This is a genomic window from Uniformispora flossi (assembly GCF_049534875.1).
Classification (GTDB): Bacteria; Actinomycetota; Actinomycetes; order Streptomycetales; family Streptomycetaceae; genus Yinghuangia; species Yinghuangia aomiensis.
Genome location: NZ_JBMULZ010000010.1, coordinates 83,590 through 105,376, shown reverse-complemented (window position 1 = coordinate 105,376; position 21,787 = coordinate 83,590). Strand labels below are relative to the sequence as shown.

Here is a 21,787-nt window from a genome sequence, read left to right as displayed (position 1 = left end):
CGGTGGGGGCGGACCGAGCGGCCCGCCCCCACCGACGCCCGCATCAGCGCAACGGCAGCCCGTCCGCCACCCCGTCGTCCTCCGCGGGTACGGCGATCAGGCCGAGTTCGGCCGGGGTCGCCAGCAGCGCGTGGGTGGGCATCACTCGGACGGTGTAACCGAACGGCCCTGTGCGGTCGAGTGCGAGGGCGCCTTCGTACAGCCAGCGGCCCTGCTCGTCGCGACGGACCGGCTTGAGCGGGACCGACGCGCCGTCCACGATCGCGTCCGTCGAGTCGACGCGGCCGTGCACGACCTGGACCTCGATGTCCGACGGCCGCAGGTCGCCCAGGGTGACGAGGACCCGCAGGTCGAGCGTGTTGCCGACCTCGGGGGCGTCTCCTATCCCGGCCGACTCGACGTGGTCCACCCGGACTTGCGGCCACGATCCGCGGACCTCGGCCTTCCAGGCGGCCAGCGTCTTCGCCCCGGCCAGGCCGTCCGTGGCCATCGAGCGCGCGGCCAGGGCGGCCGGCGCGTACAGCACGTTGACGTAGTCCTTGACCATGCGGGACGCCAGCACCTTCGGGCCGAGCGACACGAGCGTGTGCCGGACCATTTCCAGCCAGCGGCCGGGCAGGTCCTCCGGACCCCGGTCGTAGAACCGCGCCGCGACCCGGTTCTCGATCAGGTCGTAGAGCGCGTTGGCTTCCAGGTCGTCGCGCCGGTCCGGGTCCTCGACGCCGTCCGCGGTCGGGATCGCCCAGCCGTTCGAACCGTCGAACCACTCGTCCCACCACCCGTCGAGGATCGACAGGTTGAGACACCCGTTCAGCGCAGCCTTCATGCCCGAGGTACCGCACGCCTCCAGCGGCCGCAGCGGGTTGTTGAGCCATACGTCGCAGCCCGGGTACAGGTGCTGCGCCATGGCGATGTCGTAGTCCGGCAGGAAGACGATGCGGTGCCGCACGTCCTCGGTGTCGGAGAACTTCACCAGCTCCCGGACGAGCTTCTTGCCGCCCTCGTCGGCCGGGTGCGCCTTGCCCGCGACCACGATCTGGATCGGCCGGGTCGGGTGCAGCAGCAGCGACCGCAGCCGCTCCGGGTCGCGCAGCATCAGGGTGAGGCGCTTGTAGGACGGCACCCGGCGGGCGAACCCGATGGTCAGCACGTCCGGGTCCAGGGCCTCGTCGATCCAGCCGAGTTCCGCGTCGCCCGCGCCGCGCTGCTTCCACGACGCGCGCAGCCGGGTCCGGGCCTCGGCGACCAGCTTGCCGCGCAGCGTGCGGCGCATGTCCCAGACCGCGCGGGCCGGGATCTTGCCGATGGCTTCCCAGCCGCGGGCTTCCTCGACCAGGCCGGGGCCGAGTTCGCGCGCGGCGAGGTCGAGGACGTCGCGGTCGACCCACGTCGGCGCGTGCACGCCGTTGGTGATCGAGCCGATCGGGACCTCGGCGAGGTCGAATCCCGGCCACAGTCCGGCGAACATGCCCCGGCTGACGTCGCCGTGCAGCTTGCTGACGCCGTTGGCCCGCTGGGCGAGCCGCAGGCCCATGACCGCCATGTTGAACACGCCGGTCTCGCCGCCCGGGAACGACTCCGCGCCCAGGCCGAGCACGCGCTCCACGGGGACGCCCGGCACCGCGTTGTCGCCGCCGAAATGCTTGGCGACGAGTTCGCGGTCGAACCGGTCGATGCCGGCCGGGACGGGGGTGTGCGTGGTGAAGACCGTGCCGGCCCGCACCGCTTCGAGCGCGGCGTCGAAGTCGAGGCCCTCGCTCTCGTGGAACTCGCGAATGCGTTCGATGCCGAGGAACCCCGCGTGGCCTTCGTTGGTGTGGAAGACCTCGGGCTGCGCGTGGCCGGTGATCGCGCAGAACTCGCGGACCGCGCGGACACCGCCGATGCCCAGCAGCATCTCCTGGTGCAGCCGGTGCTCGCTGGTGCCGCCGTACAGCCGGTCGGTCACCTCGCGTTCGAACGGCTCGTTGTCCTCGATGTCCGAGTCCAGCATCAGCAGCGGAACCCGGCCGACCTGGGCCTTCCAGATCCGGGCGTGCAGTTCGCGGTTGCCGGGCAGGCCGATGCGCACCCGGGCGGGCGTCCCGTCGGCGGAACGCAGCAGGGTGAGCGGCAGTTCGTTGGGGTCGAGCAGCGGATAACGCTCCTGCTGCCAGCCGTCGCGGGACAGCGACTGGCGGAAGTAGCCGTGCCGGTAGAGCAGCCCGACGCCGATGATCGGCACGCCGAGGTCGCTGGCCGCCTTGAGATGGTCGCCGGCCAGGATGCCCAGGCCCCCGGAGTACTGCGGCAGGGCCGCGGTGATGCCGAACTCCGGGGAGAAGTACGCGATCGCGGCGGGCGCCCCGTCGGGCGCCGAGCCGGGTTCCGGCAGCGACTGGTACCAGCGCGCACCGGTCAGGTAGTCGGTCAGGTCCTCGGCCGCGACGGCGAGCCGGGCGAGGAATCTGCGGTCTTCGGCGAGCGCGGCGAGTTTGCCGGTCGGCACCGCGCCGAGGAGCCGGACGGGGTCGTGGCCGACGGCCGCCCAGGTCTCCGGGTCGATGGATTCGAACAGGTCGCGCGTCTCCGCGTGCCAGGACCAGCGGAGATTCATGGCGAGTTCGCCCAGGGGCTCCAGCGGAGCGGGCAGAACCGTGCGCACGGTGAATCGGCGGATTGCTCTCACAACCATCAGACACTAGCCGGAACCGGGCACGTCTTGCGACAGTGGATGCGTTGTGGTTGCAGCAAAAGAAAAATCTTGCAGGAAGTCTTGCAGACCACCCCTACCAATGGTGCATGGTGCGGTAATTGCGCCATTTGAGCCGTCACCCGCACAGGCTCGTGATCGTTGGAGCTGAAAGAGCGTGTCCCCGACTCGCCCGCCTCCTCTGCGCGGGTGAGTACACGTGTGCAATCCCCGTTATCGGGCAGTCGAGCAGGAGCGTGGGCATGGGCAGCAGTGCGGCCAGGAAGCGTGCCGGCGTGCCGGCCGGGGCCTCGCGGAAGGCCCCCTCCGCGCCCGCCGCGCCCGCGGAGGAAGCGGGCCGCGCCGCGGAAACCAAGCCCGCCGCCCACGCCGCGGCTGCTCCGGCTTCGAAGTCCTCGGCCTCGAAGCCGCCGGCCGCGAAGTCCCCAGCCGTCCGCGCGAGATCAGGACCGGAGCCGATGATCGGTCGCATTCCCATCCTCGACGTCCAGCCCCTCGTCGACTGCGGCACGCGCCCCGCGCGCTGTGTCGTGGGTGAGACCTTCGAGGTCGCCGCGACGGTGTTCCGCGAGGGCCACGACGCGCTCGGGGTGAACCTGGTGCTGCGCGACCCCCGCGGCCGCGCCGGGCAGTTCCTGCCGATGACCGAGGCCGCGCCGGGCACCGACCGCTACCGCGTGGAGATCACCCCGCCCGCCGAAGGCATGTGGTCGTACGCCGTCGAGGCGTGGAGCGACCCGGTCGGCACGTGGCGGCACGCCGCGCGGATCAAGATCCCGGCCGGGATCGACACCGAACTCGTGCTCGAAGAAGGCGCCCTCCTGCTGGAGCGCGCCGCCGCGGGCGTGTCCAAGCGGGCGGGCCGCGCGCCGGTGCTGGACGCCGTCGACGTGCTGCGCGACGTCACCCGTCCGGCGCAGGAGCGGCTCGATGCGGCGCTCGCCCCCGCGGTGACCCTGGCCTTGGCCGCGTCCCCGCTGCGCGACCTGATCACGTCGAGCCCGCGGTACCCGCTGCAAGTGGAGCGGCAACGTGCGCTGTTCGGGTCCTGGTACGAGATGTTCCCCCGTTCGGAGGGTGCCCAGGTCGACCCCGAGGGCCTGCGGCCGCCGGTGTCCGGCAACTTCCGCACGGCGATGGAGCGGCTGCCCGCGATCGCCGCGATGGGCTTCGACGTCCTCTACCTGCCGCCGATTCACCCGATCGGCCGCGCCTACCGCAAGGGGCCGAACAACAGCCTGGAAGCGGGCCCGTACGACCCCGGGTCGCCGTGGGCGATCGGCTCGCCGGAAGGCGGCCACGACAGCATCCACCCCGACCTGGGCACCATCGAGGACTTCGACGCCTTTGTCGCGCGCGCCCGCGAGCTGCGCCTGGAGGTCGCCCTCGACTTCGCCCTCCAGGTGTCCCCGGACCACCCGTGGGTCGAGAAGCACCCCGACTGGTTCACCCGAAGGGCGGACGGTTCGATCGCCTACGCGGAGAACCCGCCCAAGAAGTACCAGGACATCTACCCGATCAACTTCGACGAGGACTTCAACGGGATCGTCCGCGAGACGCTGCGGGTCCTGCGCTTCTGGATGGCGCACGGCGTCCGCGTGTTCCGCGTCGACAACCCGCACACCAAGCCGGTGGTGTTCTGGGAGAAGGTCATCTCCGAGATCAACGGCCGCGACCCCGACGTGGTGTTCCTGGCGGAGGCGTTCACCCGTCCGGCGATGATGCACACGCTCGGCCGGATCGGGTTCCAGCAGTCCTACACGTACTTCACCTGGCGTACCGGCAAGCACGAGCTGGAGGAGTACCTCGCCGAGCTGTCCGGTCCCGCCGCCGCGTACATGCGGCCCAACTTCTTCGTCAACACCCCCGACATCCTGCACGAGTACCTGCAGTACGGCGGCCCCTCCGCGTTCAAGATCCGCGCGGTGCTCGCCGCCACCCTGTCCCCGACCTGGGGCGTCTATTCCGGTTTCGAACTGTTCGAACACCGAGCGGTCGCGCCGGGCAGCGAGGAGTACCTCGACTCCGAGAAGTACCAGTACCGGCCTCGCGATTGGGCCGCCGCCGAGCGTGAGGGCCGCTCACTGGCGCCCTACATCACGACCCTTAACCGGGTGCGCCGGCACCATCCATCGCTGCAACACCTGCGAAACCTGAAATTCCACCACACCGACAACGATGCGGTGATGGCCTTCTCCAAGCGCACCCGCACGGGTGATGCAGAGGATCTCGTGGTGGTGGTCGTCAACCTCGACCCCCATGCCACGCACGAGGCCACCGTGTCCTTGGACATGCCCGCCCTCGGCATGGACTGGCAGGACACGTTTCCGGTGCACGACGCGTTCACCGGGGCGAGTTACCGCTGGGGCCAGCGGAATTACGTCCGTCTGGACCCCGCCGATGAACCCGCGCATCTCTTCTCGGTCCGGAGGAACAACCCGTGATCGTCAATGAACCCATCGCCGACACGTTCGACGACACGCCGCGCAGCCAACGCGACCCCTTGTGGTTCAAGCGGGCGGTCTTCTACGAAGTCCTCGTCCGCTCCTTCCAGGACAGCAACGGCGACGGCGTCGGCGATCTGCGAGGCCTGACCGCCAAGCTGGACTACCTCCAGTGGCTCGGCGTCGACTGCCTGTGGCTGCCGCCCTTCTTCGCGTCCCCGCTGCGCGACGGCGGCTACGACGTCTCCGACTACACCGCGGTTCTTCCCGAGTTCGGCGACCTCGCGGACTTCGTGGAGTTCGTGGACGCCGCCCACAAACGCGGCATGCGGATCATCATCGACTTCGTCATGAACCACACCAGCGACCAGCACATGTGGTTCCAGGAGTCGCGCAACAACCCGGACGGCCCCTACGGCGACTACTACGTCTGGGCCGACGACGACAAGCAGTACGAGGACGCCCGGATCATCTTCGTCGACACCGAGTCGTCCAACTGGACCTACGACCCGGTCCGCAAGCAGTACTTCTGGCACCGCTTCTTCAGCCACCAGCCGGACCTCAACTACGAGAACCCGCGGGTGCAGGAGGAGATGCTGGCGGGCCTGCGGTTCTGGCTCGACCTCGGCATCGACGGGTTCCGCCTCGACGCGGTCCCGTACCTGTTCGCCGAAGAGGGCACCAACTGCGAGAACCTCCCGGCGACCCACGAGTTCCTGCAGCGGGTCCGCAAGGAGATCGACGACAAGTACCCGGACACGGTGCTGCTCGCCGAAGCCAACCAGTGGCCCGAGGACGTCGTCGACTACTTCGGCGACGGCGACGAGTGCCACATGGCGTTCCACTTCCCGGTCATGCCGCGCATCTTCATGGCGGTCCGCCGCGAGTCGCGCTACCCGGTGTCGGAGATCCTGGCCGGCACCCCGTCGATCCCACTGAACTGCCAGTGGGGCATCTTCCTGCGGAACCACGACGAGCTGACCCTCGAAATGGTCACCGACGAAGAACGCGACTACATGTACGCGGAGTACGCCAAGGACCCGCGCATGCGCGCCAACGTCGGCATCCGCCGCCGCCTCGCGCCGCTGCTCGACAACGACCGCAACCAGATCGAGCTGTTCACCGCCCTGCTGCTGTCGCTGCCCGGCTCTCCGGTCCTGTACTACGGCGACGAGATCGGCATGGGCGACAACATCTGGCTCGGCGACCGGGACGGCGTGCGCACCCCGATGCAGTGGACGCCGGACCGCAACGCGGGCTTCTCCGCCTGCGACCCGGGCCGGCTGTACCTGCCGACGATCATGGACCCGGTCTACGGCTACCAGGTCACCAACGTCGAGGCGCAGATGAGCAGCGCGTCGTCGCTGCTGCACTGGACCCGCCGGATGATCGAGGTGCGCAAGCAGAATCCGGCGTTCGGGCTGGGCGTCTACAACGAACTGGCCTCGTCCAACCCGTCCGTGCTGGCGTTCCTGCGCGAGTACGAGGACGACGTCGTGCTGTGCGTGCACAACTTCTCGCGCTTCGCCCAGCCGACCGAGCTGGACCTGCGGCAGTTCGAGACGTACCAGCCGGTCGAACTGCTCGGCGGGGTGACCTTCCCCGCGATCGGCGAGCTGCCGTACCTGCTGACGCTCGCCGGACACGGCTTCTACTGGTTCCGACTCACGCGAGGGGCGCGGACGCTGTGACTCACTCCACCCGACCCCAGGACCTGCGCGGCATTCCCGCCGAGGCGGTGTGCGCGCAGCTGCTGCCGTGGCTGCCGCGGCAGAGATGGTTCGCCGGCAAAGGCCGGACGATCCGCGGGGTCGAGGTGGTGTCCGCGGTCGAACTGGTGCGCGGCGATCCGGGGATGTTCCACCTCGTCCTCGGCGTCGCGCTGGAGGGCACCCGCGGCCTGCCGGCCGCGGTGGACCATTACCAGCTGCTGCTCGGCGTGCGCCGGTGGCGGGTGGACCGGCTCGACCACGCGACGATCGGCCGGGTCGGCGGCGACCCGGCCGCCGGCGCGGTGCTGTACGACGCCGCGCACGACAGCGAGCTGACCACGTGGTTGCTGGAACGGTTTGCCGCCGCGGACGCGGGCGATCCGTGCGAGGTCGGCCCGCTGGTGTTCCAGCGCTGCGCGGAACGCGCGCCGCGCGGCCGGCTCGCGGGCCTGGTGGTCGGCGCCGAGCAGTCGAACACGTCGATCGTGTTCGGCGACGACGTGATCCTCAAGCTGTTCCGTCGCCTCACCCCCGGCGTCAACCCGGACCTGGAACTGTGCCTGGCGCTCGCGGGCGCCGGCTCGCGGCGCATCCCGCAGCCGGTCGCCTGGTTCGAGGCCGACTTCGAAGGCGAGGCCACGACGCTCGGTCTGCTCCAGGAGTACCTGCGCACCGGCACGGACGGCTGGGAGCTGGCCAAGACCTCGGTGCGCGACCTGTACGCCGACCAGGACCTGCTCGGCATCGGCGGCGGCACCGAGCCGCTGCACGCCCACGAGGTCGGCGGCGACTTCGCGGGCGAGTCCTTCCGCCTCGGCGTGGCCACCGCGGAGGTGCACGCCGATCTGGCCCGCACGCTGCCCACCGCGATCGCGGGCGAGGACGAGCTGCAGAGCCTCGCCGAGCAGATGAGCCGGCGCTTGGACGCGGCCGCCGAGCGCGTCCCCGAGCTGGAGCCGTACACCGACCGGCTGCGCGACGCCTACCGCGACTTGGCGCAGTTGCGCCGCGAGGACCATCCGGTGCCGCTGCAGCGCGTGCACGGCGACTTCCATCTCGGCCAGGTCATGCGCACGTCGACCCGGTGGGTGCTCATCGACTTCGAAGGCGAACCCGCGCAGCCGCTGGTCGAGCGGCGCGCGCTGCACTCGCCGCTGCGCGACGTGGCGGCGATGCTGCGGTCGTTCGACTACGCCGCCCGGCACCTCCTCGCCGAGCGCCGCACCGGCCAATCCGGCGCCCCCGCACCGCATCTGGTGCGCCGTGCGGAGGAGTGGGCGCTGCGCAACCGCGACGCGTTCTGCGCCGGGTACGCGAAGGCCGGTGCCGTCGACCCGCGCGCCGAACCGGTGCTGCTGCGCGCGTTCGAGACCGACAAGGCGGTCTACGAGGTCGTCTACGAGTCCGGCAACCGCCCCACGTGGCTGCCCGTCCCGATGTCCGCGATCCGCCGCCTTGCCGAGCGGTCGCCGCAAAGCTCACCCGCCGGCTGACGCGGTGGTGCCCCGTGTTCCCCCGGCTTCGTCCCTGTCCCGCCGCACCTTGGAGGTCAATACCGTGACGCCCACTCACTTGGTCGGCCCCGTGGACTCCGCCCCGGGGTCCGCACCGGAGTCCGGCCCCGAGCCCGGCCGCGCGAACGGCCGCGCGAACGGGTCCGCCGCGCCCGCCGTGCCCGCCGCCGTGCCCGCCGCCGCGGCCGCGCCGGGCGATGCGGTCCGGGCGCGCCCCGGAACCCCGGTCGACGAGGGCGAGCTGCGGCGCCTGCTGGACGCCGCGCACTACGACCCGCACTCCGTGCTCGGCCCGCACCCCGGGAAGGACGGCGTCTCGCTGCGCGTGCTCCGCCCGTGGGCGGAACGCGTCGTCGCGGTGGTCGGCACCGAACGGTACGAACTGCCGCACGAGGCGGAGGGCCTGTTCAACGGCCTGCTGCCCGCCCCGGCGGGCGCGCCCGTGCCGGACTACCGGCTGGAGGTCACCTACGAGGACGGCACCGTGCTCGCGGTGGACGACCCGTACCGGTTCCTGCCCACGCTCGGCGAGCTGGACCTGCACCTCATCAGCGAGGGCCGGCACGAGGAGCTGTGGACGGTGCTCGGCGCCCACGTGCGGGCGTACGAGACGCCCGGCGGGACGGTGACCGGCACGGCGTTCGCGGTGTGGGCGCCGAACGCGCAGGGCGTCCGCCTGGTCGGCGACTTCAACTACTGGGACGGCACCGGCTTCCCGATGCGCTCGCTGGGGCGTTCCGGCGTCTGGGAGCTGTTCGTCCCGGACATCGCGGACGGTGCGACGTACAAGTTCGAGATCCTCGGCCGGGACGGGCACCTGCGCCAGAAGGCCGACCCGCTCGCGTTCGCGACCGAGGCGCCGCCGCAGACCGCGTCCGTCGTGTCGACGTCGTGGTACGCGTGGGGCGACGACGCGTGGATGGCGTCGCGCGCCGGCCGCCTGCACCACGCGCAGCCGATGAGCGTCTACGAAGTCCACCTCGGATCGTGGAAGCCCGGCCTGTCCTACCGCGAACTGGCCGCGGAGCTGCCCCGGTACGTCCGCGACATGGGCTTCACGCACGTGGAGTTCATGCCGGTCGCCGAGCACCCGTTCGGCGGCTCGTGGGGCTACCAGGTCACCTCGTACTACGCGCCGACGTCGCGGTTCGGCTCGCCGGACGAGTTCCGGATGCTCGTCGACGCGCTGCACCAGGCGGGCATCGGCGTGATCGTCGACTGGGTCCCCGCGCACTTCCCGAAGGACGACTGGGCGCTCGCCCGGTTCGACGGGACGCCGCTGTACGAGCACCCCGACCCGCGGCGCGGCGAGCACCCCGACTGGGGCACGCTGGTCTTCGACTACGGCCGCCACGAGGTCCGGAACTTCCTGGTGGCGAATGCGGTCTTCTGGGCCAAGGAGTTCCACATCGACGGCATCCGCGTCGACGCGGTCGCCTCGATGCTGTACCTCGACTACTCGCGCGAGGGCGGCGACTGGGCGCCGAACGAGCACGGCGGCCGGGAGAACTGGGACGCCGTGCGGTTCCTCCAGGAGATGAACGCGACGCTGTACCGGCGGATGCCGGGCATCGTCACCATCGCCGAGGAGTCCACCGCGTGGGACGGCGTGACGCGGCCGACCGACCACGGCGGGCTGGGCTTCGGCCTGAAGTGGAACATGGGCTGGATGCACGACTCGCTGGTATACATCCAGAAGGAGCCGATCCACCGGCAGTTCCACCACAACGAGATCACCTTCTCGCTGATGTACGCGTGGTCGGAGAACTACGTCCTGCCGATCAGCCACGACGAGGTGGTGCACGGCAAGCAGTCGCTCCTGCACAAGATGCCCGGCGACCGGTGGCAGCAGATGGCGAACGTGCGGGCGTACCTGGGCTTCATGTGGTCGCACCCGGGCAAGCAGCTGCTCTACATGGGCACCGAGTTCGCCCAGGACGCGGAGTGGTCGGAGGCGCACGGCCTGGACTGGTGGCTGCTCGACCACGCCGAGCACCAGGGCGTCCAGCACCTGGTCCGCGACCTCAACATGGTCTACCGGGACAACCCGGCGCTGTGGTCGCGCGACACCACGCCGGACGGCTTCACCTGGATCGACGGCGGCAACGCGGCGGACAACTTGCTGTCCTACATCCGGCACGGCGCGGACGGCGAACTCCTGGTCGCGGTCGTCAACTTCTCCCCCGTGGTGCGGCCGGGCTTCGGCATCCGGCTGCCGCAGCCGGGCGTGTGGCGCGAGGTCCTCAACAGCGACGCCGCGGTCTACGGCGGCAGCGACGTGCGCAACCCGCAGGACATCGTCGCCGACGAGTCCGGCCTGGCGACGATCACGGTGCCGCCGCTGGCCACGGTCTGGCTCAAGCCGCACTGACCGGGCGCCGGCGCCGCGCCGGTGCCCCCCTGCCTGCACCGGCATCCACGGCACAGACAGCACCGACGGCACCGACGGCACAAAGAGGACCGGCCGGCGTCTCATCCACCAGAGACGCCGGCCGGTCCGTTTTGCGGGGAGTGGTTCAGGGGTGGTTCAGGGGTGGTTCAGGGTTTCTCGATCCGCATCGTCATGTCCGGGATCACCAGCGTGGCGCCGGTCTGGCCGGCCTGGGTGACGGTGACGTTGGTGAAGAACGCCACCGGGACGTTCAGCGGCGGCGGGGTGGTCGGGGTGAACTCGACCGGGATGAGGCCGAAGAGGTTGCCCTTCAGGCTCTCGGTGTAGAACGTGACCGTGCCGTCCTTCATGTAGGACTTGACGTTGTTCGTGGAGAACACGTGGAGGTGCTGCCCGTTCTCCTCCGGCGACGTCATGTCCAGGTTCCAGATGTCCACGCCGCCACTGACCTCGAACTTCAGCACCGGCTTGGTCTTGCCGCTGCCGGTGGTGACGTTGACGACGCCCTTGTAGTCCATGCCGGCCATCGCGAGCAGGCTGGTCCTGAGGATCCACGGCTCGTCCGGCAGGACGGGCTCCCCAGGGGCCGCCGCCTTGGCGTTCAGCGGAACCTCGGTCGGACACGGGTACGCGGGCTTGTCCCCCGTCGCTGACGCGGACGCCGACGGCGAGGCGGAACCGGACGGCTCGGCCCTCGGCGTGGCGGTCGGCTTGGCCGTCGCCTTGGTGGTCGACGGGGCCGCACCGGTCGGTGCCGCCGACGGCGTGGTCGGACCCGGGACGGGCGTACTCGGTGCGGACGTCGCCGCCGGAGCCACCGCGGGCGGCGCCGTCGTGGGCGCCTTTGGCAGCAGCGGCGACAGAATCGGCGACAGCAGGTCCTTGAGCGGGTCGAACAGACCGGGCTTGGCCGTGGTCGGCGTGCCCGATGGCTGCGGGGTGGCGCCGGGTGCGGCGGCCTGCGGCGCGACGCCCTGCGGTGCCGCGGCCGGCGTTCCGGAGCTCGCCTTGGCCGGTGCGGAACTCGCCGCCCTGGCCGTCGCCTTGCCCGCCGAAGCCGACGCCGAAGCCGACGGTGATGCCGATGCCGATGCCGAAGGCGACGCGGAGGCCGAAGCCGAAGCGGACGCCGACGGCGACGCGCTCGCGCACGGCCCGTCCGCGAACGGGTTGGGCGGGAGCGGGTCGCTCGGCCCGGCCATCGGCAGCAGTGCGGCCACCAGGGCCACCGCCGGGAAGCCGGCGATCGCGGTGAACTTGGCCGCGCCGTGCAGCGGCCGGGACGAGCCGTTCAGCGGGTCGGGGGTGCTGCCGGGGCGGCTAGGCGCCGACCCGGCCCAGGGTTCCCCCAGGCCGCCGCCGTTCCCGCCGGCCCGCGGGGCCGGCTGGTGTGCGGGTTCGGACGCAGGCTGCGGCGGAATCGGCGGTGGCGATACCGCGGGTTGGACCGCGGTGGTCTCGCCGGTCGACGGAGGGACGGGCGGTGCGGGCGGCGGCACGAAGATGTCGAGCCCGTCGTGCGGCCCGTCCAGCAGGTCGGATTCCCCGCCGCCGCCGCCGTCGCCGGACGCCGGGTCGGCCGGGTCCGCGTCGTCCTCCGCGTCCTCGTCCGGCGCCCAGGCCAGGGCCAGGGTGCCGCCGATCGACACGGAGAGCAGCCCCATGAAGAAGCCGCCGAGATTCGACGTGATGAACGAGATGAACCCGCAGACCAGCGCCACGACGCCGGCGTATATCCGGAATTGCGGCTGGAACCAGATCATCACGGCCAGCAGGATCAGCATCGTGCCGATGATCGCCGAGGCCGCGCCCGCCATCGTGGTCATCGTGACGCTGACGTCGCCCAGCCGCAGCGTGGCGTACGGGAAGTACAGGATCGGCACGGACCCGAGCAGGATGAAGAACCCCGCCCAGAACGGCCGGGCGTGCCGCCACTCGTGGACCCGGCGGCGCTCCCGCTTGAACGGGCCGCGGAACTTCGGCCCGTCGTCGGCCCGGTCGGCCTTGGCGTGCGAGGTCTGCGGCATCCCCTCCGGCGGAGGAGTGGCCTGCGGCTGGGTGCTACTCACGAAAAGCTCCAGTGGGAGGCGCCTGGATCGACATGTCACCCCGAGTGCGGGCGGGTGCGGGGGCGGGCCGGGTGCACGGAGTGCCGTGGCGCCGCCCCCGCGTACGTCCGATCAGAAACATTCCTTGTTGTCGAAGTTGACCGACAGGTCGAGGCTCGGCAGGTAGAACGTCTCCGCGCTGACGCCGTAGACGGTCTGGCGCGGGTTGTTCACGATGACGGTGTCGACCTGCTGGGCGAACATGCCGGGCGCCGGAGCCTTGCCGCCGATCGGGCCCTTGGTCGTCGCCTGTCCGTCGATGCCGATGTCGACGCCCTTGAATGTGGCCTCGCCCTGGAGCTGCGCCAGGTTGGCGACCATGTTGTCGGCCTTCGCGGTGCCGCCCGACTTGATGACCATGACCACCGAGTCGTGGCCCAGGATCGAGAACGGCAGCGGGATCTTCACCGACTGGCACAGGTTGTCGAACTCGGCGTGCGCGAAGCCCGAGTAGATGTTCGGCTTCGCGTCGTCGTTCTTGCCGCTCCCGGTCTTGGCGATGCCGCCGTACTGGGTGACGTCGGTGGCGACCATCTTGTCGCCGGACACCTTGAACGCGGTGCCGGAGATCGCGAACGACACCGGGATCGCACCGTTCGCCGCCGCGACCATGAGGCCCGAGATCACCGCGGTCGTCGGGATGAGCGCCAGACCGAACCGCTTCCAGCGCGTGCGGCCGGCCGCGGCCTTGGACTTGGCCATGGTCCTCCTTAGGGGACAGGTTCCGTCCGTACGCGGCCGGGGCGGCGCTGCGCACGGGGACGCAAAGGACGACAAAGCAAGCCCCGTTGTCGCGCGTGCGCGTCGAGCAAGGGGGCCGGAGGCCGTACCTGTCCGTGGTCGTCTGAGCGGAGGACCGGCACGGGCCTGGATGGGGATGAGGTCCGTCCGGCCGGACCCGGCCGGCTGCCGGGGCGGAACGGATGGACCGAGCGGGCCGATCGTGGCCCACTGTGGGCCGCGGCACAAGAGTCTTGTTACCGGCAAGTAATGGACGAGAACACGTTCCTGCTACCGGGTGCGCAGCGGCGTGTTACCCGGAGTAATAGCGGCCGGATTCGGCTGGGGTATTTTGACCTGCTTGTCGTAAATTGCGACAACGCGCAGCGCACCCACAGCCACCGAAAGCACACACGGTCAAAGATTTGCAAAGACTCCAGGTGGGCCGCCGGAGCCGGGCGGCAAACGCAAGATCCCCGCGGCGTTCCGGAGATCCGGAAAGCCGCGGGGATCCGCGAACTCCAATGGCGATAAATCGCCGGTCAGAACAGCACGCTGGTCAGCGCCGCCCGCGCCTTGATCACGCGCGGGTCGTCCGAACCGACCAGGTCGAAGAGACCGAGCAGGTGGACACGTGCCTTGTTGCGGTCGTCGCCCGCCGTGCGGCGCACGGTCTCGACCATCCGGCCGAAGGCGTCCTCGACGTGCCCGCCGGCGATGTCGAGGTCCGCGACGACCGCCTGCGCGTCCACGTCCGTCGGGGCGTCGGCGGCCTTCTGCCGTGCCGCGGCGGCGTCGACGTCCTGCGTGCGCAGGAGCAGCTCGACCTGCCCGAGCGCCAGCTTCGCCTCGGTGTGCGCGGGGTACTCGGCCAGCACATTCCGGTACGCCTGCGCGGCACCCGCGAAGTCGCCCGCGTCCAGCGCCTCTTCGGCCGGGGCGAGCAGCGGGTCGCCCAGCGGCTCGGCGCCCTCGTCCTGCTCCTCGCCGTCGCGAGCGCCGCCCGGGGCGCCGGCCAGGCCGGTCAGCCCGAACCGCTGCTCGCCGACCGCGATGAGCTGGTCGAGGATGCCGCGGAGCTGCTCTTCGGTGGGCGCGGCGCGGTCGAACATCGGGGCCAGCTGGCCGCCGACCACCGCGACCGCGGCGGGCAGGCCCTGCACGCCGGCCTGCATGACGAGTTCCTGGGCGAGCTGCGGGGTGGCGTCGATGTCCAGGCGGGCGAGCACGAAGCGGCCCGCGTACTCCGCGGCGAGGAGGTCGAACACCGCGCCCAGCTCGATGCTGTGCGGCGAGCGCTGCGAGGAGAACTCCAGCACCACCGGAGCCTGCTGGGACAACGCGAGGACCGAGTCGAAGTTCTCCTCGGTGAGGTCGAAGACGAACTCTCCGGAGCCCGCGCCTTGGTCAGCGCCACCCTGCGGGGCGCTGGCCGCCCGTGCGGCTCGCTGCGCGGCGGCGTCGGACGCCGCCTTGACCGCGCCGAGGTCGACAACCCCGCGCATCGACATGTTTCGTGGCTGCATAGGCCCTATCTTCCCCCGTGGCGGGCCCGCGCGGCGCACGGGTCGGCCCCATTCACCCCGCAAGGTGGTCGCGGCCGCGTCCGGGACACCCCCGCGAGGCGTGCGGGGCGGCGTTCCGGGCCGTGCGGCCGCGGGCAGGCAGCGATCGGCGTGCTCGAATCCCCATCCAGGCACCGTGATTCGCTACGACCCGTAGCGTAACGGGGAAGCGGGCGTCCGCCGCAAGTGCCGCCGCCGAAAATCAAGGGGTTTCGGCCTGTGAATTGGCTCACGCGACCGTCCGGTTCATATGCCCGCAAGTCCTGTGACGGCGATCATCGACGCTGACGTTACGAGCCGGTAACCTGACGGGCCGTACCGGGACGTATCCCGGCCTCCCGCGGATCGGCATGAGCGACACATGAGCGAGAACGGCACCGGCGCGGCGTCCCGCAAGGGCCGGCCGCGCAGTCCGGAGGCGGACGACGCAATCCTCGACGCGACGCGCGCGCTGCTCGCGGACCGCGGGTGGGCGGCGCTCACCATCGGGGACGTCGCGGTCCGCGCGGGCGTCGCCAAGACCACGCTGTACCGGCGCTGGGCGTCCAAGCAGGAACTCGTGCTGGCCGCGGTGGCGGACATGCTCGACACGCTCCACCTGCCCGATTGCGGCGATCTGGCGGCCGATCTGGAGTCGGTGGTGCGCCAGTTCGCGGCGCTGCTGGCCCGCCCGGAGATGCAGACCGCGCTCATGGGCCTGGTCGCCGACTCCACCCGGGACCCGGAACTCCGGCTACGGGTCCGGGAGGTCATCGTCGACCCGCAGAAGCGCCTGGTGGTCGAGGGCCGCGCGCAGGCCCGCGCCCGCGGCGAGACGACCGCGGCGAACGCGATCGACGTGGACCTGGTCTTCGACATCATCGCGGGGACGGTCGTGCAGCACATGCTGGTGAGCGCCGAACCGGCCGCGGACGTGTGGGTGAAGAAGTTCGTGGCGTTCGTCGGCGCGGGACTGATGGGGACGGCGGAGGGCCTGCCCGCGGACTGATCCGGAACCCGCGGAGGAACGCGAAGGGACCGGCCACGCGATGCGCGGCCGGCCCTTCGTTTGCCGGCGGGTGCCCGGGCCGCCTACCGGCCCGGACGGCGTCAGGCCGACGCGGCCGCGGGGGCCTCGGCGCGCTCGGCGGCGTCGAGTTCGTCCTTGGCCTTGGCCTTGAAGTAGAAGCTGCCGAACGGCGGGATCGCCCAGGCGATCGCGATCGCCGTCTTCTTGCCGTCCCAGCCGAGCTTCGTGCGCAGGTCGAGGGCCAGCAGGATGTACGCGACGAACAGCACACCGTGGATGAGGCCCAGCGGCATCATCAGGTAGTCGATGTCGGAGATGCGGCTGAGCAGCGATCCGAAGATCAGCAGCGCCGGGAAGGACAGGCCTTCGAGGGTCGCGACCAGCCGGAACCGGGACACGGGGTTGGACAGCATGAGTTCACCTTCGGATACGGCGGTTCGGAGTGGCCGAACCGGCACTCCGCGGGAGGGGCCGGACCCGCGCTTCGACGGGGCCCGGCGGGGCGTCAGGCCTGGACCGGCTCCGGGGCCCGTCCGTTCTCCCGGACGGACTCGACGACCTTCCGCTCGGCAACGAACGACGCACCGGGGAGGGTTCCGGCGAGCATGATCGCCAGCATGCGCCCGACCGGCCACTTCATCTTCATGCTCAGGTCGAACGCGGTGACCAGGTAGATCATGTAGAAGAGGCCGTGCAACTGGCTGACGTACAGGGTGAGGGTGGCGCCCATGTCGAAGCCGTACTTGAAGACCATGCACAGGCAGAGCAGGAGCAGCCATACACCGGTGACGTAGGCCATCACGCGGTAGCGGGTCAGGACAGCAGGCTTCACGGGTACACCTTCATCGACGTTTCGCCACGTTTGCGCTCCGATTCACGAGCGCGCAAGCAGACTACGTCGCGCTCCCCGCAGGCTCCGAATCGGCCCCCTGTTCCGGCACCGCGGCGGCCTCCTCGCCCGGCTTCCCGACCGGCTCTCCGGCCGCGCCCCCGACCGGTTCCCCGGCCCGCCCCTCGGCCTGTTCTTCGGCCTGTTCTTGGGCCTGTTCTTGGGCCTGTTCTTGGGCCGGCTCCTCGTCCGGGGTGAAGTCGCCCGCGTCGACGCGCAGCGGCAGCAGGACGCGGAAGATCTCGGCGCACTGCTCGGCGTCGTACACGCCGAGCCCGAAGTCGTTGGCCATCAGCTCGGCGGTGGCGCGTTCGACGACGTCGCGGCCCTTGTCGGTGATGGTGGCCAGGATGCCGCGGCCGTCCCGGGGGTTGGGGCGGCGGGCGACGAACTCGGACTTCTCCAGGCGGTCGATGGTGTTCGTCACGCTCGTCGGATGCACCATCAGGCGCTCGCCGATCTTGGAGAGCGGCAGCGCGCCGGTGCGGCTGAACGTGAGCAGCACGAGAGCCTCGTAGCGGGCGAAGGTGAGCCCGTACGGCTTGAGCACCGCGTCCGCCTCCGCGAGCAGGATCTGCTGGGCCCGCATGATCGACGTGATGGCGGCCATCGGGGGGCACGGGCCCCAGTGCCGCTCCCAGGATTGGGCGGCGCGGGCGATCGGGTCGAAGGGAAGGTTCAGCGGCTTGGACACGGGCGCAGCGTAGCCCCGATTCCTACCGACGGGTACGAAGCGCCCACAATACGGCCACCCCCACCCGGCCTTCACCTTTTGATGACTCGCCCTTGACGCGCCCGTTAACCGATGGACTGCGCGTGATGTCCCCGCGCCCCTACCGTGCGCGAGGTGGACTGGAATCGCCGAGCCTGCGCACGCCGCGGACATGAGACTTACGCCCCCGACGAGCCCGCGCTGCGGGCTCGCCTGCAGACCGAGACGCCCATGGGCGAGGCCTGGCGCTGCCTGCGCTGCGGCGACTTCGTCCTCGGCGGCCCCAAGGGCACCGGCCCTGCCGAGGAGGCCCCGGAGGTGCTGCGCGGCCGCGCGCTGCGCGACGTGCTGATCCTGCGCTTCCTCGCCATCGAGCGGGCGCTGCGCGGGGTGCTGGTACTGGCCGCGGCCTACGGTGTGTGGCGCTTCAGCAACTCGCGCGACTCGGTGCGCCGGGTCTTCGAGGAGGACGTCACGCTGCTCAAGCCGCTGGCGCAGCGCTACGGCTGGGACCTCGACCACTCGCCGATCGTCGAGTCGATCCGCAAGACGTTCGAGTACAAGCATTCGACGCTGGTGTACGTCGCCGTCGGCCTCGCCGTGTACGCGGTCATCGAGATCGTCGAAGCGGTCGGCCTGTGGATGGTGAAGCGCTGGGCCGAGTACCTCACGGTGGTCGCCACGGCGATGTTCCTGCCGCTGGAGGTCTACGAGCTGACCGAGAAGATCAGCTACGTCAAGATCGCCACGCTCGTCCTCAACATCCTCGCCGTCCTCTACATCGTGGTCGCGAAACGGCTCTTCGGGGTGCGCGGCGGCCATGCCGCGTTCGAGGCGGCGCGCCGCGAGGAGTCGCTGCTGGAGGTCCAGGACGCCGCGCACGGCGGTCCGGTGCGCCAGCCGTGGCAGGAGCGCCTGGTCGGCCAGGGCGGTCCGCCGGCGATGGAGGCGGCCAAACCGGTCGGGTGATGGATGGCGCGCCGTTTTTACGGTGTTATTGCTTTGGGGGATCGGACGGAAGGCCGGTTCCCCGAACGCGATCGTGCGGCGCCAAACATTATTGAATGTTCAACTGAACGAGGTACCCTGGTCTCATGAACGAACCGGAGACTCGCTGGCTGAGCGACGAAGAACAGCAGATGTGGCGGGCCTCCTTGGGCGTGCTCAATCTGCTTCCTCTGTACCTGGAACGCGACCTCCAGCAGCACGGCCTGACCATGCACGACTACGAGATCCTCGTCCGGCTGTCCGAGGCTCCCGAACGCCGCATCCGGCTGACCGAGCTGGCGGGCCTGAGCCACCAGTCGAAGAGCCGCCTGTCGCACCAGATGACCCGCATGGAGAACGCGGGGCTGGTGGTGCGCGAGAGCTGCGACTCGGACCGGCGCGGCCAGTGGGCGGTGCTCACCGACGCGGGCTGGGACCGGCTGGTCAAGGCCGCGCCCGACCACGTGGAGAGCGTCCGGCGGCACTATCTGGACCTGCTGACCGACGAGCAGAAGCGGGCCATCCTGGAGGCCTTCGCGGACGTCGTCGAGCACCTGCGCGGCGTCGACAACGGGGCGACCTGCCCGTCGCTGGCGGGCGAGCGCGCCGGAGCGCGGCCGAAGCCGCGGCCCGGGACGGCCGAGGCCGTCGCGCCGCGCTGAGCCGCTCCGCGCCCGGCTGCCCCGCGCCCGCTCACCCCACGCTCGGCTGCCCCGCGCTCGGCTGCCCCGCGCCGAGTCCGGCCACCAGCTCGTCGGCCGCCGCGTAGGGGTCGAGCGTGCCGTCCACCACGCGGTCGGCCAGCGCGTCGCCGGCCGCCGACAGGCCGCCCATGCGGGCGCGCAGGGCGGCCAGGGCGATGGCCTCGATTTCCGCGCGCACCCGCCGTTGGCGGCGCGTGCGCAGCATGCCGTTGCCGGACATCCACGCATGGTGCTTTTCCAAGGCCTCGACGACCTCGTCGAGGCCTTCGCCGCGTGAGGCGACGGTCTTGAGGATCGGCGGCCGCCATGCACCCGCCTCGCGGGCGGGGCCGAGGGACAGCATGTGGTTGAGTTCGCGCGCGGTGGTCTGCGCGCCGTCCCGGTCGGCCTTGTTGACCACGTAGACGTCGCCGATCTCGAGGATCCCGGCCTTGGCGGCCTGGATGCCGTCCCCCATGCCGGGGGCCATCAGCACGACGGTGGTGTCCGCGGCCGACGCGACCTCGATCTCCGACTGCCCGACGCCGACCGTCTCGACGAGGATCACGTCGCACCCGGCCGCGTCCAGCACCCGCAGCGCCTGCGGGGTCGCCCACGCCAGGCCGCCCAGGTGGCCGCGGGACGCCATCGACCGGATGAACACCTCCGGGTCGGTCGCGTGGTCCTGCATGCGGATCCGGTCGCCGAGCAGCGCCCCGCCGGAGAACGGCGACGACGGGTCGACCGCCAGCACGCCGACCCGCTTGCCGCGCGCCCGGAAGGCGCCGACCAGCGCCGAGGTCGACGTGGACTTGCCGACACCGGGCGGGCCGGTGAGGCCGACGACGTACGCGTGCCCGGTGTACGGCGCGAGCGCGGCCATGACCTCGCGGAGCACCGGCGAGGCGTCCTCCACCAGCGAGATCAGCCGGGCCACGGCGCGCGGCTGCCCGTCCCGGGCCTGCGCGACGAGCGTCGGTACATCGGTGCGCCGCGGCACGGCAGCTCCTTCACGGGTCACGAATCACGGCCTTCAGCACACACTGCCCGGGTACCCGGGCGCCCGAACGGGCGCCCGCCCGAACAAATGCGACGCGCGGGCGGCCAGGCCGCCCGCGCGTCGTGGTGGTCCGGTCCGCGTCAGCTCCGCGGCACCGTGAGGATCAGGGCGTCGCCCTGGCCGCCGCCGCCGCACAGCGCGGCCGCGCCGGTGCCGCCGCCGCGGCGCTTCAGCTCGAGCGCCAGGTGCAGCACCACGCGGGCGCCGGACATGCCGATCGGGTGGCCGAGCGCGATCGCGCCGCCGTTGACGTTGACCTTCGTCTCGTCGACGCCGAGGTCGCGCATCGACTGGACGCCGACCGACGCGAACGCCTCGTTGATCTCGATGAGGTCCAGGTCGTCGACCGTGAGGTCCTGCTTGCCGAGCGCGTGCTTGATCGCGTTCGACGGCTGCGACTGGAGCGAGTTGTCCGGGCCCGCGACGTTGCCGTGCGCGCCGATCTCGGCCAGCCACTCGAGGCCCAGCTCTTCGGCCTTGGCCTTGGACATGACGACGACGGCGCAGGCGCCGTCGGAGATCTGCGACGCCGAGCCGGCGGTGATGGTGCCGTCCTTGGTGAACGCCGGGCGGAGCTTGGCCAGCGACTCCGCGGTGGTGTCGGCACGCACGCCCTCGTCGACCGAGAACTGCACCGGCTCGCCCTTCCGCTGCGGGATGGCGACCGGGACGATCTCGTCGTCGTACACGCCGTTCTTCTGCGCGGCGGCGGCACGCTGGTGCGATCGGGCGGAGAACTCGTCCTGCTCTTCGCGCGTGATGCCGAGCTTGGCGTTGTGGTACTCGGTCGACTCGCCCATCGGGATCTTGTCGAACACGTCGGTGAGGCCGTCGTACGCCATCGCGTCGAGCATCTCGATCGCGCCGTACTTGAAGCCCTCGCGCGACTTCGGCAGCAGGTGCGGCGCGTTGGTCATGGACTCCATGCCGCCCGCGACGACGATGTCGAACTCGCCCGCGCGGATGAGCTGGTCGGCCAGCGCGATGGAGTCGAGGCCGGAGAGGCAGACCTTGTTGATGGTCAGCGACGGCACGTTCATCGGGATGCCGCCCTTGACCGCGGCCTGGCGGGCGGGCATCTGCCCGGCACCGGCCTGCAGCACCTGGCCGAGGATGACGTACTGCACCTGCTCGCCCGTGACGCCGGCGCGCTCCAGCGCGGCCTTGATCACGATGCCGCCGAGGTCGGTCGCGGAGAAGCCCTTGAGCGAGCCGAGGAGACGGCCCATGGGGGTCCGAGCCCCCGCGACGATGACAGAACCGGCCATGACAGTGGCCTCCTAAGAAGGTCAGCCCTGAT

Annotated in this window: 14 protein-coding genes and 2 pseudogenes; 7 read left to right on the top strand and 9 right to left on the bottom strand. The window is 71.0% G+C overall.

Going from position 1 to position 21,787, the window contains the following annotated elements:
* Nucleotides 1–43 precede the first annotated feature (43 nt).
* Nucleotides 44–2,668: an alpha-glucan family phosphorylase gene (gene glgP / locus ACPA54_RS22290; RefSeq protein WP_423532426.1), complete on the bottom strand. Its 2,625-nt coding sequence runs from the start codon at nucleotides 2,666–2,668 to the stop codon at nucleotides 44–46.
* Nucleotides 2,669–3,150: 482 nt separating this feature from the next.
* On the opposite strand from glgP, the gene ACPA54_RS22285 reads away from it, so the two are divergent.
* The 4 genes from ACPA54_RS22285 to glgB are packed head-to-tail and all read left to right on the top strand — an operon-like array spanning nucleotide 3,151 to nucleotide 10,733.
* Nucleotides 3,151–5,136 carry an alpha-1,4-glucan--maltose-1-phosphate maltosyltransferase gene (locus tag ACPA54_RS22285; RefSeq protein WP_423532424.1) on the top strand — a complete coding sequence of 662 codons (1,986 nt, stop codon included), beginning with the start codon at nucleotides 3,151–3,153 and terminating at the stop codon, nucleotides 5,134–5,136.
* A complete protein-coding gene (treS, locus tag ACPA54_RS22280) occupies nucleotides 5,133–6,827 on the top strand; it encodes a maltose alpha-D-glucosyltransferase (RefSeq protein ID WP_345673168.1) in 1,695 nt (564 codons plus the stop codon). The genes ACPA54_RS22285 and treS overlap by 4 nt, the downstream gene beginning before the upstream one ends.
* Nucleotides 6,824–8,341 carry a maltokinase N-terminal cap-like domain-containing protein gene (locus ACPA54_RS22275; protein WP_423532422.1) on the top strand — a complete coding sequence of 506 codons (1,518 nt, stop codon included), beginning with the start codon at nucleotides 6,824–6,826 and terminating at the stop codon, nucleotides 8,339–8,341. Before treS ends, ACPA54_RS22275 begins: the two co-directional genes overlap by 4 nt.
* A gap of 7 nt (nucleotides 8,342–8,348) precedes the next feature.
* Nucleotides 8,349–10,733, top strand: coding sequence for a 1,4-alpha-glucan branching protein GlgB (gene glgB / locus ACPA54_RS22270; protein ID WP_423532420.1), 2,385 nt, complete (start codon nucleotides 8,349–8,351; stop codon nucleotides 10,731–10,733).
* Between the two features lie 167 nt (nucleotides 10,734–10,900).
* On the opposite strand, the gene ACPA54_RS22265 is transcribed toward glgB, so the two are convergent.
* From ACPA54_RS22265 to ACPA54_RS22255, 3 genes are all read right to left on the bottom strand, one after another.
* Nucleotides 10,901–12,823: a DUF6114 domain-containing protein gene (locus ACPA54_RS22265; RefSeq protein ID WP_423532418.1), complete on the bottom strand. Its 1,923-nt coding sequence runs from the start codon at nucleotides 12,821–12,823 to the stop codon at nucleotides 10,901–10,903.
* Nucleotides 12,824–12,934: 111 nt separating this feature from the next.
* On the bottom strand, nucleotides 12,935–13,564 hold the full coding sequence (locus ACPA54_RS22260; protein ID WP_345673164.1) for a DUF6230 family protein: 630 nt from the start codon (nucleotides 13,562–13,564) through the stop codon (nucleotides 12,935–12,937).
* Between the two features lie 560 nt (nucleotides 13,565–14,124).
* Nucleotides 14,125–15,108, bottom strand: coding sequence for a tetratricopeptide repeat protein (locus ACPA54_RS22255; protein WP_423532416.1), 984 nt, complete (start codon nucleotides 15,106–15,108; stop codon nucleotides 14,125–14,127).
* Between the two features lie 400 nt (nucleotides 15,109–15,508).
* Here ACPA54_RS22255 and ACPA54_RS22250 point away from each other — a divergent pair, with 400 nt between their 5' ends.
* Nucleotides 15,509–16,135 carry a TetR/AcrR family transcriptional regulator gene (locus ACPA54_RS22250; protein ID WP_423532414.1) on the top strand — a complete coding sequence of 209 codons (627 nt, stop codon included), beginning with the start codon at nucleotides 15,509–15,511 and terminating at the stop codon, nucleotides 16,133–16,135.
* 101 nt (nucleotides 16,136–16,236) lie between these two features.
* Here ACPA54_RS22250 and ACPA54_RS22245 read toward each other — a convergent pair whose 3' ends face one another.
* From ACPA54_RS22245 to ACPA54_RS22235, 3 genes and pseudogenes are all read right to left on the bottom strand, one after another.
* Complete coding sequence (locus ACPA54_RS22245) at nucleotides 16,237–16,569, bottom strand: DUF3817 domain-containing protein (protein ID WP_345673161.1); 333 nt, start codon at nucleotides 16,567–16,569, stop codon at nucleotides 16,237–16,239.
* A gap of 92 nt (nucleotides 16,570–16,661) precedes the next feature.
* Nucleotides 16,662–16,988: a DUF3817 domain-containing protein gene (locus ACPA54_RS22240; protein WP_423532412.1), complete on the bottom strand. Its 327-nt coding sequence runs from the start codon at nucleotides 16,986–16,988 to the stop codon at nucleotides 16,662–16,664.
* Nucleotides 16,989–17,241: 253 nt separating this feature from the next.
* Nucleotides 17,242–17,739, bottom strand: a pseudogene (locus ACPA54_RS22235) (MarR family transcriptional regulator); the annotation flags it as partial.
* A 153-nt stretch (nucleotides 17,740–17,892) separates the two neighbouring features.
* Between ACPA54_RS22235 and ACPA54_RS22230 the strand changes: the two are divergent.
* Nucleotides 17,893–18,726, top strand: coding sequence for a DUF2127 domain-containing protein (locus tag ACPA54_RS22230; protein WP_423532410.1), 834 nt, complete (start codon nucleotides 17,893–17,895; stop codon nucleotides 18,724–18,726).
* Between the two features lie 125 nt (nucleotides 18,727–18,851).
* Nucleotides 18,852–19,304 (top strand): annotated as a pseudogene (locus tag ACPA54_RS22225) (MarR family winged helix-turn-helix transcriptional regulator); the annotation flags it as partial.
* 133 nt (nucleotides 19,305–19,437) lie between these two features.
* Here ACPA54_RS22225 and meaB read toward each other — a convergent pair.
* Nucleotides 19,438–20,427, bottom strand: a complete 990-nt coding sequence (gene meaB / locus ACPA54_RS22220; RefSeq protein WP_423532408.1) for a methylmalonyl Co-A mutase-associated GTPase MeaB — start codon at nucleotides 20,425–20,427, stop codon at nucleotides 19,438–19,440.
* Nucleotides 20,428–20,567: 140 nt separating this feature from the next.
* Complete coding sequence (locus tag ACPA54_RS22215) at nucleotides 20,568–21,755, bottom strand: acetyl-CoA C-acetyltransferase (protein WP_423532406.1); 1,188 nt, start codon at nucleotides 21,753–21,755, stop codon at nucleotides 20,568–20,570.
* Nucleotides 21,756–21,787 lie beyond the last annotated feature (32 nt).

Excerpts from the sequence above, each read along its gene's own strand:
- ACPA54_RS22255 (WP_423532416.1), bottom strand. The coding sequence starts at position 15,108 with ATGCAGCCACGAAACATGTCGATGCGCGGGGTTGTCGACCTCGGCGCG.
- ACPA54_RS22215 (WP_423532406.1), bottom strand. The coding sequence starts at position 21,755 with ATGGCCGGTTCTGTCATCGTCGCGGGGGCTCGGACCCCCATGGGCCGT.
- ACPA54_RS22250 (WP_423532414.1), top strand. The coding sequence starts at position 15,509 with ATGAGCGAGAACGGCACCGGCGCGGCGTCCCGCAAGGGCCGGCCGCGC.
- ACPA54_RS22260 (WP_345673164.1), bottom strand. The coding sequence starts at position 13,564 with ATGGCCAAGTCCAAGGCCGCGGCCGGCCGCACGCGCTGGAAGCGGTTC.
- ACPA54_RS22245 (WP_345673161.1), bottom strand. The coding sequence starts at position 16,569 with ATGCTGTCCAACCCCGTGTCCCGGTTCCGGCTGGTCGCGACCCTCGAA.
- ACPA54_RS22285 (WP_423532424.1), top strand. The coding sequence starts at position 3,151 with ATGATCGGTCGCATTCCCATCCTCGACGTCCAGCCCCTCGTCGACTGC.